Origin of the sequence: Pseudoxanthobacter sp. M-2 (assembly GCF_046156265.1) — a bacterium.
In the GTDB taxonomy this organism is placed as follows: Bacteria; Pseudomonadota; Alphaproteobacteria; order Rhizobiales; family Segnochrobactraceae; genus CAMDHY01.
Genome location: NZ_JAWDIR010000011.1, coordinates 935769 through 949031 on the forward strand (window position 1 = coordinate 935769; position 13263 = coordinate 949031).

Genomic DNA, 13263 nt, shown 5'->3' on the forward strand with positions numbered 1-13263 from the left:
CGCTGATGGGGCCGGGCGGCGGCCGTCTTCCGCCGCCGCCCGGCCGGGTCGGCTCAGTTCGGCGCCTTCTCGTCGACGCCCTGGATGTACCAGTTCATGCCGAGGATCGCCGGGTCGGGCAGCACCTCGCCCTCCTTCGCCGCCAGCGTGCCGTCCTGCTTGGTGATCGGGCCGGTGAAGACCTTGTAGGTGCCGTCGTGGATCGCCTTCTCGGTCGCCTCGGCCATCGCCTTCACGTCGTCGGGCATGTTGGTGTAGGGCGCCATCTTGAGGATGCCGGTGTCCAGGCCACCCCAGACGTCGGTCGATTCCCAGGTGCCGTTCAGCGCGGCGTTGACGCGGTCGATGTAGTAGCCCGACCAGTCGTTGATGATCGAGGTGAGCTGCGTGTTCGGCCCGAACTTGATCATGTCGGAGTCCTGGCCGAAGGCGAGCGCGCCGCGCTCCGCGGCCACCTGCATGGCGGCCGGGCTGTCGGTGTGCTGGGCGATGATGTCGGCGCCCTGGTCGAGCAGCGCCTTCGCCGCGTCGCCTTCCTTGCCGGGGTCGAACCAGGAGTTCACCCAGACGATCTTCACCTTCATGTCCGGCCGGATCGACTGGGCGCCCAACATGAAGGCGTTGATGCCGGAGACGACCTCGGGGATCGGGAAGGAGCCGATGTAGCCGACGACGCCGGTCTTCGACATCTTCGCGGCGATCTGTCCGGAGATGTAGCGGCCCTGGTAGAAGCGGCCGGCGTAGGTTGCGAGGTTCGGCAGCCGCTTGTAGCCGGTGGCGTGCTCGAACTTCACGTCCGGATTGCGCTGCGCCACCTTCACCGTCGCCTCCATGAAGCCGAAGGACGTGGTGAAGATCAGCTGGTGGCCCGAGCGGACCAGCCCCTCGATGACGCGCTCGGCGTCCGGGCCCTCCGGCACGTTCTCGACATAGGTGGACTCGACCTTGTCGCCGAGCGCCTCCTGCATGGCGCGGCGGCCGAGCTCGTGCTGGTAGGTCCAGCCGAAGTCGCCGACCGGGCCGACATAGACGAAGCCGACCTTCAGCTTCTCCTGCGCCTCCGCCGGCGCCACGGCGACGAGCGCCGCCAGGCCGAGCGCCGCGATCGCGCCCTTCAGAAATGCTCGCATGCAGGGTCTCCTTGTACAGTGCCGGGAGGCCGGAGTGGCCGCCCGGGGTGGAACATCGGTTTCGCTCAGCGGTCGGGCACGAACGGCACGCCGAGGCAGGCCGGCGCCCGCGCCCGGGCACGCGTGCCGGCGATGGCGACGAGCACGACGATCGTCACGAGATAGGGGAGCGACGACATCAGCTGCGATGGCAGCCCGATGCCGGCGCCCTGGGCATAGAGCTGCAGGATCGAGACGCTGCCGAACAGGTAGGCGCCGATCACCAGCCGCCCCGGCAGCCACGACGAGAACACCACGATCGCGAGCGCGATCCAGCCGCGCCCGGCGGTCATGCCGTCCACCCAGAACGGCGTGTAGACGAGCGACAGGTAGGCGCCGGCGAGCCCGGCGCAGCCACCGCCGAACAGCACGGCCCAGAGCCGCACCCGGAGCACCTTGCTGCCGAGCGCATGCGCCGAGACGTGGTTGTCGCCGACCGCCCGGAGCGTCAGTCCGGCGCGGGTGCGGAACAGGAACCACCACACGCCCGCCACCAGCACGAAGGAGGCGTAGACGAAGGCGTCCTGGCCGAACAGGATCGGCCCGATGAAGGGGATGTCGGACAGCCCCTCGATCCACAGTTTCGGCATCGCGTCCCGCCGCGCACCGACGAAGTCCGCGCCGACGAGCCCCGACAGTCCGAGCCCGAGGATGGTCAGCGCCAGCCCGCACGCCACCTGGTTCGCTGCGAAGCCGAGCGTCATCAGCGCGAACAGCGCCGCCAGCGCGACGCCGGCACCGACGCCGCCGAGGACGCCGATCAGCGACGAATCCGTCGTGATGGCGATGGCGAAGGCGCAGGCCGCCCCCATCGCCATCATCCCCTCGACGCCGAGGTTGAGCACGCCCGAGCGCTCGGTGACGAGCTCGCCGATCGCCGCCAGCAGGAGCGGCGTCGCCGCCGTGATGATCGTCAGAATGGCCGGCTCGAGCAGGTTCATCGCGCCGCCTCCGAGGGGCCCGGCGCCGTTCGCGGACCTGATGCGACGAGACGGATCCGGTTGGCGACGAGGGTGTCGCAGGCGAGCACGTAGAACAGCAGCACGCCCTGCAGCACGCTGGTGAAGTCGAGCGGCACCTGCAGCAGGATCTGCGCCTGTTCGCCGCCGAGGGTCGAGATCGCCAACACGAAGCCGGCGACGAGGATGCCGACCGGGTTCAGCCGTCCGAGGAAGGCGACGATGATGGCGATGAAGCCGTAGCCCGGCGACACCGACGGCAGCAGCTGCCCGATCGGCCCGGCCACCTCGATGATGCCGGCGAGGCCTGCAAGCCCGCCGGAGACAGCGAACACGAACAGCGTCAGCGGGCCCTCCTTGAAGCCGCCGAAGCGGCCGGCGCGCGGCGCCATGCCGACGACGCGGATCTCGAAGCCCTTCAGCGAGCGCGCCATCATCACCGCCGCCACCACCACGACGACCAGCATGATGATGACGCCGACGTGCAGCCGCCCGGCGATCAGCGGCATCGTCGCCGCCGGCGAGAACGTCACCGACTGCGGGAAGTTGAACCCCATCGGGTCGCGCCACGGCCCGCGCACCAGCCAGTCGAGGCCGAGCTGTGCGACGTAGACGAGCATCAGGCTGGTCAGGATCTCGTTCGCCCCGAAGCGCACTTTGAGGACCGCCGGGATCAGCCCGTAGAGCGCCCCGCCGACGACGCCGGCTGCCAGCATGGCCGGCAGCACCCAGGCGGCGCCGGTATCCTGGAAGGTCAGCGCCACCCAGCCACCGAGGATGGCGCCGGCGACGTACTGGCCTTCGGCGCCGATGTTCCAGGTGTTCGAGATGAAGCAGATCGACAGGCCGACGGCGATCAGGATCAGCGGCGAGGCCTTCACCGCCAGTTCCTGCAGCCCCCACGCCGAGGTCAGCGGCTCGACGAAGAAGACGTAGAGCCCGCGCGCCGGGTCGACGCCGATGACGGCGAGCATGACGGCGGCCGTCACCACCGTCAGCGCCACGGCGATCACCGGCGACCACAAAAGCATGGCGCGCGATTGCTGCGGGCGGCGCTGCAGCTCAAGCCGCATCGGTCGCCTCCACGGCTTCCGGGTGGGCGCCGCCCATCAGCAGCCCGATCTGTTCGAGCGTAATCGAATCGGCCGGATAGGCCGGCGACAGCCGGCCGTGGTGGATGACCGCGATGCTGTCGGCGATCTCGAAGATCTCGTCAAGGTCCTGGGAGATCACCAGCACCGCGCTGCCGCGGCCGGCGAGGTCGACGAGCGCCTGCCGGATCGTCACCGCCGCCCCGGCGTCGACACCCCAGGTCGGCTGGTCGACGACGAGCACGCCTGGCCCCGCCAGCACCTCGCGACCGACGACGAACTTCTGCAGGTTGCCGCCCGACAGGCTCGCCGCCTCGGGGTCATCGCTGCCCTTGCGCACGTCGAAGGCGGCGATGATGCGATCCTTGATCTCCTTCGCCGGCGCGGTCGCCAGCAGGCCGAGGCGGGTGAGCTTCGCCGTGGCGTGTCGCGTCAGCACGACGTTCGCCGACAGCGGCATCCGCGGCACCGCGGCGTGGCCGAGCCGCTCCTCCGGCACGAAGGCCGCCCCCCGCCGCCGCCGTTCCGAAACGCCGTCTTCGCCCACCGGCACACCGTCGATCATCACCGTGTCAGAGGCGCAGGTGCGCTCGCCCGACAGGGCCTCGAACAGCTCCGCCTGGCCGTTGCCGGCGACCCCGGCGATGGCGACGATCTCGCCCGCCCGCACCATCAGCCGGATGTCCTTCAGCGCCGTGCCGAACGGCGTCTCCGGGGCGAGCGTCAGGCCGCGCACCTCGAGGCGCGGCGGCCCGTCCGGCACCGTCGGCCGGTGCGCGACCGTACCGACCGCGCCGCCCACCATCATGCGGGCGAGGCTGTCGGCGGTCTCGCGGGCGGGATCGACACTGCCGATCAGCTTGCCGTGGCGCAGCACCGTGGCGCGGTCGCAGAGTGCCCGCACCTCTTCCAGGCGATGGCTGATGTAGAGGATGGCGCGGCCCTCGGCGCGCAGGCGCCGCAGCGTCGTGAACAGCTGGTCGGCTTCCTGCGGCGTCAGCACCGAGGTCGGCTCGTCCATGATCAGGAGCTTCGGGTCCTGCAGCAGCGCCCGCACGATCTCGATGCGCTGGCGCTCGCCGACCGACAGGTCGCGCACCACCCGCGTCGGGTCGAGCGCCAGCCCGAGTTTCACCGACAGCGCCCGCGCCTCGTCCGCCACCTGCGCGACCGACTGCGAGCGCGGCATCGCCAGCGCGATGTTCTCCGCCACCGTCAGCGACTCGAACAGCGAGAAGTGCTGGAACACCATGCCGATGCCGAGCGCGCGCGCCGCCGCCGGGCTGGGAATCGTCACCGGCTCGCCGAGGAAGCGGATCTCGCCCTCGTTCGGCTGCAGCGCCCCGTAAAGGATCTTCACCAGCGTCGACTTGCCGGCGCCGTTCTCGCCGAGCAGCGCGTGGATCTCGCCCTGGCCGATCGTCAGGTCGACGTGGTCGTTGGCTGTGAGCGCGCCGAAACGCTTGACGATGCCGCGCGCCTCCAGCACCGGCGGCCGTGCGTCCCTCCCGCCGTCAGCGCCCGCTGCCGCCGCCATCCCACCGAACCCCGTTCTAGTGCCCCGCCGCCGATCCTAGTGCAGCGAAATCGGGCACGCCAACGTCCTGTGCAACTTACCGGTGGATGTCAGGCCGTGCCGCTCGCCACGAAGCAGGCGACGTCGCGTCCGGCGACCCGGTCGATCGGCGGCCGCTCGCCGCGGCAGCGCGGCATCACCGACGGGCAGCGCGGGTTGAAGGCACATCCGACCGGCGGATTGAACGGGGAGGGCAGTTCACCCTGCAACACGATGCGCTCCTTGCGCCGCTCCGGGTCGGCAAAGGGCGTCGCCGACAGGAGCGCTCGCGTATAGGGGTGGCGCGGGTCCTCGAAGATCGCCTCGCGCGGCCCCTGCTCGACCGCGCGGCCGAGGTACATCACCATCACCTCGTCGGCGATGTGGCGCACCACCGTCAGGTCGTGGCTGACGAACAGGTAGGCGAGGCCGAGGCTCTCCTGCAATTCCGCGAGCAGGTTCAGCACCTGCGCCCGCACGGACACGTCGAGCGCCGACACCGGCTCGTCGAGCACCAGCACCTTCGGCTTCAGCACCAGCGCCCGGGCAATGGCGATGCGCTGGCGCTGGCCGCCGGAGAACATGTGCGGATAGCGGTCGGCATGCTCGGGCCTGAGGCCGACGCGGGCGAGGAGATCACGCACCACCTGCTCGCGCTCGTCCGCTGGCATCTTGGTGTTGATGACCAGCGGCTCGGCGATCTGGGTGGCGATCGTCTGCCGCGGGTTGAGCGAGCCGTAGGGGTTCTGGAAGACGATCTGCACCTCGCGGCGCAGCGTCGCCTTCTCCGCCGGTCCGGCGGTGACCATGTCGATGCCGTCGATGACGAGGCTGCCCGACGAGGGCGGCTCGATCGAGGTGACGACGCGGGCAAGCGTCGACTTGCCGGAGCCCGATTCGCCGACGACCGCAAGCGTGCGGCCTGGCGCGAGGCGGAACGACACGCCGGCGAGCGCATGCACCAGCGCGTCGCCGCGGAAGGGGCCGCGAGCGACGCGGTAGGTGCGGGCGAGATCGTCGGCGACCACCAGCGCCTCGGCCGCTGCGGTCACGGGCTTGCGAGCAGCCACGCTCATGTCACCACCTCCGGAGTGCGGGACAGCGGCGTCGGCCGCCCGTCGACGAGAGGGTAGTGGCAGCGCGCGTAGCCCAACTCGGCCGGCGCCGGCTGCGGCGGCACGGTGCGGCAAGTGTCCGTCGCGAACGCGCAGCGCGGCGAGAACAGGCAGCCCGCCGGCCGGTCGAAGGCGCCCGGCACGACGCCGGCGATCGCCGGCAGCCGCCGCTCTGTCGCCCGCTCCGGCAGCGCCGCCAGCATCGCCGCCGTGTAGGGGTGGCGCGGCGTGCGGAACAGGCCGAGCGTGTCCTGCAACTCCACCTGCTGGCCGGCATACTGCACGGAGACGCGGTCGGCCGTCTCCGCCACCACGCCCATGTCGTGGGTGATCAGCACCAGCGCCATCTCGGTCTCGCGCTGGATGCGCAGCAAAAGGTCGAGAATCTGCGCCTGGATGGTCACGTCGAGCGCCGTCGTCGGCTCGTCGGCGATCAGGAGCTTCGGACCGGCGGCGAGCGCCATGGCGATCATCACGCGCTGGCTCATGCCGCCGGAGAGCTGGTGCGGGAAGGCCGCGAGCCGCCGCGCCGGCTCCGGGATGCCGACGAGGTCGAGGAGTTCGACCGCCCGCGCCTTGCGCGCAGCGCGTCCGAGGCCGAGATGGACCTTCAGCACCTCGCCGATCTGGAAGCCCACCGTGAAGCACGGGTTGAGGCTCGTCATCGGCTCCTGGAAGATCATCGCCATCTCGTGGCCGACGAGCCGGCGCCGCTCGCGGGCTGAGATCGTGCGCAGGTCGCGGCCGTTGAACTCCAGACGGTCGGCCGTCACCGTCGCGGTCGACGGCAGCAGCCCCATGACGGCCAGCATCGCCACCGACTTGCCGGAGCCAGATTCACCGACGACCGACACCACCTCGCCGATCTCGACGGAAAGCGACACGCCGTCCACTGCGCGGAACGGCCCGGCGCGGGTGGCGAAGGAAACGGTGAGGTTTCGGATGTCGAGGAGGGGCATTCTTTTCGCCGTGATCCGGAGAGCCTATATTGGGTGCGTGTTGGAGATTGCGCGCATGACCGGCCCCATCATCCCTGCAGCTTGACGCCCGGCGGCACGGCCAGCCAGAGCCGTTTTGCGCGCAGTGCCGGCCTGAAGTCCTCGAGTTGGACCAGCGCTTCGACCGCCAGCGACCGTTGCACGTTCGCGAGATCGAGCAGGCCGGCGATGAACTTCTTCCGCTCCTCGATGGATTGTGCGCGAAAGGCCGGCCTGTCGATGGCCGCGGTCAGAAGGTTGGTCTGTTTCGCCACCTTGTAGTAGGCGACGACCTCGTGGATGACCGTTTCCGGCAGGATCGTCAGGTCGCCGGCAATCGAGGCGAACACGAAATCGGTATCGTCTGCGACGACGAAGGGGTCTTCGTTCTCGATGAAGTAGGCCGCTTCCGCCGGCTGGGTCTGCAGTTCGATGCCGCGCATCGTCGCGCAGATCTCGGCGTGGATGGCGGTGACGATGTCGATGACACGCTGCTCGCGGACGAAGTGCTCCTCGTCGCGGACCCGCTGGCGCTCCTCGCGGGCCCGTTCGGCCTCCCGCTTCAACTCATCGCTGGCTCGGCGTCGCTCGTCACGCGTCGTCAGGTACCAGGTGAGCACCGCCGCCGTCGCGCCGAGCAGGGCGGCGAGAATCGTCCCGGCCACCTCGATCAGCGAAGTCTGCAGCGTCTCGCTCACCCTCACCCCCGCTTCAGCTTGGGGTCGAGGGCGTCGCGCAGCCCATCGCCGACGAGGTTGATGGCGAGCACGGTGAGCAGGATCGCGAGGCCGGGGAAGGTCACCACCCACCAGGCGCGCAGGATGAACTCGCGCGCCTCGGCGAGCATCGTCCCCCATTCCGGCGTCGGCGGCTGCGCGCCCATGCCGAGGAAGCCGAGCGCCGCCGCCTCGAGGATAGCGTTCGAGAACGACAGCGTCGTCTGCACGATGAGCGGCGCCAGGCAGTTCGGCAGCACCGTCTTCACCATCAGCCGGATCGGACCGGCGCCGGCCGTGCGCACCGCCACCACATAGTCCTTGTCGCGCTCCGTCATCACCGAGGCGCGCGTCAGACGGACGAAGTGCGGCAGCAGCACCAGCGTGATGGCGATCATCGCGTTCATCAGGCCGGGGCCGAGTATGGCGACCAGCACTAGCGCGAGCAGCAGCCCCGGGAAGGCCAGCACGACGTCCATGACGCGCATCACGACGGTGTCGACCCAGCCGCCGAGATAGCCCGACAGCGTGCCGAGCGTCACGCCGGCGGCGAGCGCCAGCGTGACGACGAACAGGCCGATGAACAGCGAGTAGCGCGCCCCGAAGATCAGCCGCGAGAGCATGTCGCGGCCGACGGCGTCGGTGCCGAGGATGTAGGTGAGCGAGCCGCCGGCCTCCCAGAACGGCGGCACCAGCAGCGCGTCGCGGTTCTGCACGTCGGGGGCGTGCGGCGCCACCAGCGGCGCGAAGATCGCCACCAGCACCAGCACCACCATGAACACGAGCCCGGCCACGGCGCCCTTGTTCTCCGAGAACGACGCCCAGAAGGCGCCGAGCATTTCGAGGCGCGGGTTCACCGTCCCGCCGCCGGCCACCGGATCGGTCACGGCCATCGTCTCACCTCCGGTGGCGGATGCGCGGATTGACGAGCCCGTAGGCGACGTCGACCGCGAGGTTGACGATCATCACGATGCCGGCGATCAGCAGGAGCCCGCCCTGCACCACCTGGTAGTCGCGGCGGAAGATCGAATCGACCAGCCACTTGCCCACCCCCGGCCACGAGAAGATCGTCTCCGTCAGGATGGCGCCGGCGAGCAGCAGGCCCGCCTGCAGGCCGATCGTCGTGATCACCGGGATCAGCGCGTTGCGCAGCGCGTGCAGCCCGACGACGCGGCCTGGCGTCAGCCCCTTGGCGCGCGCGGTCCGCACATAGTCCTCGCCGAGCACCTCGAGCATCGCCGAGCGCGTCTGCCGGGCAATGACGGCCAGCGGAATGGTGCCGAGCACGATCGCCGGCAGGATCAGGTGGGACACCGCCGAGGCGAACGCGCCCTTCTGTCCGGACAGCAGGCTGTCGATCAGCATGAAGCCGGTCGGCGTCGGGAAATAATAGAGCAGCGAGATCCGGCCTGAGACCGGCGTCCAGCCGAGCCAGCCGGAGAACACGATGATGAGCAGGAGCCCCCACCAGAAGATCGGCATCGAGTAGCCGACGAGCGCCGTCGACATCACCGTGTGGTCGAACACCGAGCCGCGCCGCACCGCGGCGATGACGCCGGCGGGAAGGCCGAGCACGACGGCGAAGATCATCGCGGTGATCGACAGCTCCAGCGTCGCCGGAAACAGCGCCGCGAACTCCGACAGCACCGGCCGCTTGGTGACGATCGAGTTGCCGAGGTCGCCGTGCAGAACGCCCGTCAGGTACTCGACATATTGCTGCCAGAGCGGCCGGTCGAAGCCGAACTGCGCCATCAACTCGGCGTAGCGCTCCGGCGAGAGGCCGCGCTCGCCGGCGAGCAGCAGCACGGGATCGCCCGGCAACAGGCGGATGAACAGGAAGGCGACGACCGTCACGCCGAGGAAGGTCGGAATGAGCAGGCCGATTCGCTTTGCGAGAAACGGGATCATTGCGGGCCGACCGACGCCGCGGCGGTTGTCCGCCGCGGCGTCGTGAGCGGGTGCCGGTGATTACTCGGCGATGTCGACGCCGTCGAAGCGGTGCGAGCCGAGCGGGTCCATCTTGTAGCCGGACACGGACTTCGCCATCGGCATCGTCACCAGCGAGTGGGCGATCGTCGCCCACGGCGCCTGGTCCTTGAAGCGCAACTGCGCCTGCTCGTAGAGGGCGGTGCGCTCGGCCTGGGTCGGCAGCGACTTCGCCTTCTGGATCAGGTCGTTGAACTCCTTGTCGCACCACTGGGCGCGGTTGGCGCCGCCGACGGCGTCACAGCCGAGCAGCACGGCCAGGAAGTTGTCCGGATCGCCATTGTCGCCGGTCCAGCCGAGCAGCACCGCGCCGTCGCGGTCCATCTCGGACGAGCGCTTCAGGTACTCGCCCCACTCGAACGAGACGATCTCGACCTCGACGCCGACCTGCTTGAAGTCCTCCTGGATGAGCTCGGCCATGCGGCGGGCGTTCGGGTTGTAGGGGCGCGCCACCGGCATCGCCCAAACCTTCATCTTCAGGCCCGCGGCGCCGGCCTCCTCGAGCATCTTCTTGGCCGCTTCGGGATCATAGGGATCGTCCTTCACGGCCTCGTTGTAGGACCACATCGTCGGCGGGATCGGGTTCTTCGCCGGCGCGCCGGTGCCCTGGAACACCGCCTCGATGATGGCGTCCTTGTTGATCGCCATGTTCAGCGCCTTGCGGACCTTCGGATTGTCGAAGGGCGCGACGGTCGTGTTGTAGGCGAGGTAGCCGACGTTGAGGCCTTCCTGCTGCATCACCTGCAGGTTCGGCTCGTCCTTCAGGGAGGCGATGTCGGCCGGGTTCGGATAGGCCATCACGTGGCACTCGCCCGCCTTCAGCTTCTGCAGGCGCACCGAGGCGTCCGGCGTGATCGCGAAGACCAGCTGGTCGATCGGCTGCTTGCCGTCCCAGAAGTCGGCGAAGGCCTCGTAGCGGATCACCGCGTCCTTCTGGTAGGCGACGAAGCGGAACGGACCCGTGCCGATCGGCTCGTTGTCGATCACCTCCGGCGTGCCGGCCTGCATCATCTTGTCGGCATACTCGGCCGACATGATCGAGGCGAAGTCCATCGCGAGGTTCGCGATCATCGGCGCTTCCGGCCGGTTCAGCGTGAACTTCACCGTGTAGTCGTCGACCTTCTCGATGTTCTTGATCAGGTCCGGCATCGACATGCCGTCGAAATATTCATAGGTCGGCGACGATACCTTGTACCAGGGCTCGTCCTTCTTCAGCTGGCGATTGAAGGAGAACAGCACGTCGTCGGCGTTGAAGTCACGCGACGGCGTGAACTTGTCGTTGCCGTGGAACTTCACGCCCTGGCGCAGCTTGAAGACGTACTCGAGGCCATCGTCGGAGACTTCCCAGGATTCGGCGAGGCCGGGCACCACATTGGTCGTGCCCTTCTCGAACTCGACGAGGCGGTTGTAGATCGGCTTCGCCGAGGCGTCGAAGGTGGTGCCGGCGGTGAAGAAGGACGGGTTGAAGCCCTCGGGGCTTCCTTCCGAGCAATAGACGAGCGTCTTCGCCTCGGCCGCCGTGAAGGCGAGGCACGTCGTGAACGCGAGCGCGGAAGCGAGTGTGCGCAGCAGCATGGTTTTTCCCTCTTTCAGGTTCTTGTCGGAACGCCATCGCGCCCTGCGGGGCCGCAGGGGTACGCAACCGCGCCGTTCGACCTGATGGTAAAAAATCACGTCGCGACGCGCACGCCAAGGGGGCGGGCGACGGTGCACCTATTAGCCTTTGGTTTCGATCGTGGGCTGTGGGGGCTCGCCGGCTCAGCCCCGAGCGGCACGCAGGGCCAGCGCGCGCAGAGCGCCCAAGCCCGTGCTCAGCCCGCCGGCAAGCGGTCTGCCAGCTGCGGTAGCGCGAAGGGCATACCCGCCGGCGGCACCTCGTTCGGCGGCAGTGCGACGCGGAAGACGTCGGCCAGCAGCCGCCGCGTCACCACCGTTGCCGGTGCGCCATCGGCCGCCACGCGCCCCTCGTGCACGACGACGAAGCGGTCGGCGTAGCGGGCGGCGAGGTTGAGGTCGTGCAGGACGACGATCGCCGCGGCGCCGGCCCGCGCGTGGTCGCGGGCGGCGTCGAGCACGGCAAGTTGATGGGAAAGGTCCTGCGCCGCCGTCGGCTCGTCGAGCATCAGCACGCCCGGGCCGCGGCCGATGGCGCCGACCCAGAGCTGGGCGAGCACGCGGGCGAGGTGGGCGCGCTGGCGCTCTCCCCCCGACAGCGCATCGTGCAGCCGGTCGGCGCGGTCGGTGAGATCGACAGCCGCGAGCGCCCGGTCGACCACCGCCGCCGCTTCGGCGCGCGACAGCGCCAGCCCGGGGATCGCCACGCCGAGCGCCGCGATCTCGCGCACCGTGAAGGGGAAGGCCAGCGCCGAGGCCTGCGGCAGCACCGCGCGCCGGAGCGCCAGCGCTGCCGGCTTCATCGCCGCGAGCGACTCGCCGCCGATCAGCACTCGACCGCCGTCCGGCCGCATCTCGCCGGAGAGCAGCTTCAGGAGCGTCGACTTGCCGGCGCCGTTCGGGCCGATCAGCACGGCGAGCTCGCCCGCCGGGAAGGCGACCGTCACGTCGTCGACGAGCCGCCGCCCGCCGCGCGCCACCATCAGGCTCTCGCCGCGCAGCATCGGCCTCAACCCGCACCGGCGCGGCGGCGCAGCAAGAGCCACAGGAAGAATGGCGCGCCGATCGCCGCCGTGACGATGCCGATCGGCAGTTCCGCCGGCGCCACGACGACGCGCGCGACGGCGTCGGCGACGAGCGTCAGCGCCGCCCCGAGCAGCGCCGCGGCCGGCAGCAGGAAGCGGTGGTCCGGCCCCGTCACGAGCCGCACCAGATGCGGCACGACGATGCCGACGAAGCCGATGACGCCGGCCACCGCCACCGCCGCCGACACCGCGGCCGCCACCGCCAGCATCGACAGGCGCTTGGCCGTCTCCACCGGCACGCCGAGATGGTGCGCCTCCGCCTCGCCGAGCAAGAGCGCGTTCAGCGCCCGCGCCACGAACGGCAGCACCACCGCCGCGAACAGCACGAAGGGGGCGGCGGCGGCGATCTTCGCCCATGAGGCGCCGCCGAGGCTGCCGAGCGTCCAGAAGGTGAGGTCGCGCAGCGCCTGGTCGTCGGCGGAAAAGATCACGAGCCCCGTCAGCGCGCGGGCGCCCGCATCGACGGCGATGCCGGCGAGCAGCAGCGTCGCGATCGAGGTGGCACCGCTGCGGGTGCCGAGGCGGTAGAGGAAGGCGGTGGCGGCGAGGCCGCCGACGAAGGCGGCGAGCGGCACGGCGGCGCGGCCGAGCGGCGCGACGAAGGGCGCCAGCACGCCACCGCCGAGCGCGATCACCGTCACCGCCGCGAGTGCTGCCCCCGACGACACCCCGATGATGCCGGGATCGGCGAGCGGGTTGCGGAACAGCCCCTGCATCACCGCCCCCGACACCGCGAGGCCGCCGCCGACGAGGATTGCGAGCGCCACGCGTGGCAGGCGGATGTCGAGCAGGATCAGCCGCTCGCGGGCGAGCGTCGCGGCATCCACGCCGTCGACGCCGACGAGGCCGAGCACCCGCGGCAGCGCCCCGAGCGATACGCCGGTCGCCCCGACCGCGAGCGACAGCGCCGCCGCGAGCACCAGCGCCACCAGGGCGGCGGCGATCGCCAGCCGTCCCCGGGCCGAGCGGTCGCCGGCGGGGCGCACGGCCATCCGT

The 13263-nt window shown here is 70.2% G+C and carries 12 protein-coding genes; all 12 read right to left on the minus strand.

Features of this window, described 5'->3' with window-relative positions; all coding sequences use genetic code 11:
* Positions 1-53 precede the first annotated feature (53 nt).
* The 12 genes from RUR49_RS09365 to RUR49_RS09420 all read right to left on the minus strand — a co-directional run bounded on the left by RUR49_RS09365 (position 54) and on the right by RUR49_RS09420 (position 13259).
* On the minus strand, positions 54-1130 hold the full coding sequence (locus RUR49_RS09365; RefSeq protein ID WP_409146089.1) for a BMP family ABC transporter substrate-binding protein: 1077 nt from the start codon (positions 1128-1130) through the stop codon (positions 54-56).
* 65 nt (positions 1131-1195) lie between these two features.
* Complete coding sequence (locus RUR49_RS09370; RefSeq protein ID WP_409146090.1) at positions 1196-2110, minus strand: ABC transporter permease; 915 nt, start codon at positions 2108-2110, stop codon at positions 1196-1198.
* Positions 2107-3201, minus strand: coding sequence for an ABC transporter permease (locus RUR49_RS09375; RefSeq protein ID WP_409146091.1), 1095 nt, complete (start codon positions 3199-3201; stop codon positions 2107-2109). Before RUR49_RS09375 ends, RUR49_RS09370 begins: the two co-directional genes overlap by 4 nt.
* Entirely contained in the window at positions 3191-4756 is a 1566-nt protein-coding gene (locus RUR49_RS09380; RefSeq protein WP_409146092.1) for an ABC transporter ATP-binding protein, read from the minus strand. The genes RUR49_RS09375 and RUR49_RS09380 overlap by 11 nt, the downstream gene beginning before the upstream one ends.
* Before the next feature lie 89 nt (positions 4757-4845).
* Positions 4846-5850, minus strand: a complete 1005-nt coding sequence (locus tag RUR49_RS09385) for a dipeptide ABC transporter ATP-binding protein (protein ID WP_409146093.1) — start codon at positions 5848-5850, stop codon at positions 4846-4848.
* Positions 5847-6848: an ABC transporter ATP-binding protein gene (locus RUR49_RS09390; protein ID WP_409146094.1), complete on the minus strand. Its 1002-nt coding sequence runs from the start codon at positions 6846-6848 to the stop codon at positions 5847-5849. The genes RUR49_RS09385 and RUR49_RS09390 overlap by 4 nt, the downstream gene beginning before the upstream one ends.
* Before the next feature lie 68 nt (positions 6849-6916).
* Positions 6917-7564, minus strand: coding sequence for a hypothetical protein (locus RUR49_RS09395; protein WP_409146095.1), 648 nt, complete (start codon positions 7562-7564; stop codon positions 6917-6919).
* A gap of 2 nt (positions 7565-7566) precedes the next feature.
* Positions 7567-8475 (minus strand): ABC transporter permease subunit, encoded by a 909-nt coding sequence (locus RUR49_RS09400; RefSeq protein ID WP_409146096.1) that lies wholly within the window; start codon positions 8473-8475, stop codon positions 7567-7569.
* Between the two features lie 4 nt (positions 8476-8479).
* On the minus strand, positions 8480-9490 hold the full coding sequence (locus RUR49_RS09405; RefSeq protein WP_409146097.1) for an ABC transporter permease subunit: 1011 nt from the start codon (positions 9488-9490) through the stop codon (positions 8480-8482).
* 60 nt (positions 9491-9550) lie between these two features.
* Positions 9551-11143, minus strand: coding sequence for an ABC transporter substrate-binding protein (locus RUR49_RS09410; RefSeq protein ID WP_409146098.1), 1593 nt, complete (start codon positions 11141-11143; stop codon positions 9551-9553).
* Positions 11144-11379: 236 nt separating this feature from the next.
* Positions 11380-12186: a heme ABC transporter ATP-binding protein gene (locus RUR49_RS09415; RefSeq protein WP_409146099.1), complete on the minus strand. Its 807-nt coding sequence runs from the start codon at positions 12184-12186 to the stop codon at positions 11380-11382.
* A 5-nt stretch (positions 12187-12191) separates the two neighbouring features.
* Complete coding sequence (locus RUR49_RS09420; protein ID WP_409146370.1) at positions 12192-13259, minus strand: FecCD family ABC transporter permease; 1068 nt, start codon at positions 13257-13259, stop codon at positions 12192-12194.
* Positions 13260-13263 lie beyond the last annotated feature (4 nt).

What these genes read in the sequence shown, in the direction of transcription:
- RUR49_RS09415 (WP_409146099.1), bottom strand. Translation starts at nt 12,186, where the DNA reads ATGCTGCGCGGCGAGAGCCTGATGGTGGCGCGCGGCGGGCGGCGGCTC.
- RUR49_RS09405 (WP_409146097.1), bottom strand. Translation starts at nt 9,490, where the DNA reads ATGATCCCGTTTCTCGCAAAGCGAATCGGCCTGCTCATTCCGACCTTC.
- RUR49_RS09385 (WP_409146093.1), bottom strand. Translation starts at nt 5,850, where the DNA reads ATGAGCGTGGCTGCTCGCAAGCCCGTGACCGCAGCGGCCGAGGCGCTG.
- RUR49_RS09390 (WP_409146094.1), bottom strand. Translation starts at nt 6,848, where the DNA reads ATGCCCCTCCTCGACATCCGAAACCTCACCGTTTCCTTCGCCACCCGC.
- RUR49_RS09370 (WP_409146090.1), bottom strand. Translation starts at nt 2,110, where the DNA reads ATGAACCTGCTCGAGCCGGCCATTCTGACGATCATCACGGCGGCGACG.
- RUR49_RS09410 (WP_409146098.1), bottom strand. Translation starts at nt 11,143, where the DNA reads ATGCTGCTGCGCACACTCGCTTCCGCGCTCGCGTTCACGACGTGCCTC.
- RUR49_RS09420 (WP_409146370.1), bottom strand. Translation starts at nt 13,259, where the DNA reads ATGGCCGTGCGCCCCGCCGGCGACCGCTCGGCCCGGGGACGGCTGGCG.
- RUR49_RS09400 (WP_409146096.1), bottom strand. Translation starts at nt 8,475, where the DNA reads ATGGCCGTGACCGATCCGGTGGCCGGCGGCGGGACGGTGAACCCGCGC.
- RUR49_RS09380 (WP_409146092.1), bottom strand. Translation starts at nt 4,756, where the DNA reads ATGGCGGCGGCAGCGGGCGCTGACGGCGGGAGGGACGCACGGCCGCCG.
- RUR49_RS09365 (WP_409146089.1), bottom strand. Translation starts at nt 1,130, where the DNA reads ATGCGAGCATTTCTGAAGGGCGCGATCGCGGCGCTCGGCCTGGCGGCG.
- RUR49_RS09375 (WP_409146091.1), bottom strand. Translation starts at nt 3,201, where the DNA reads ATGCGGCTTGAGCTGCAGCGCCGCCCGCAGCAATCGCGCGCCATGCTT.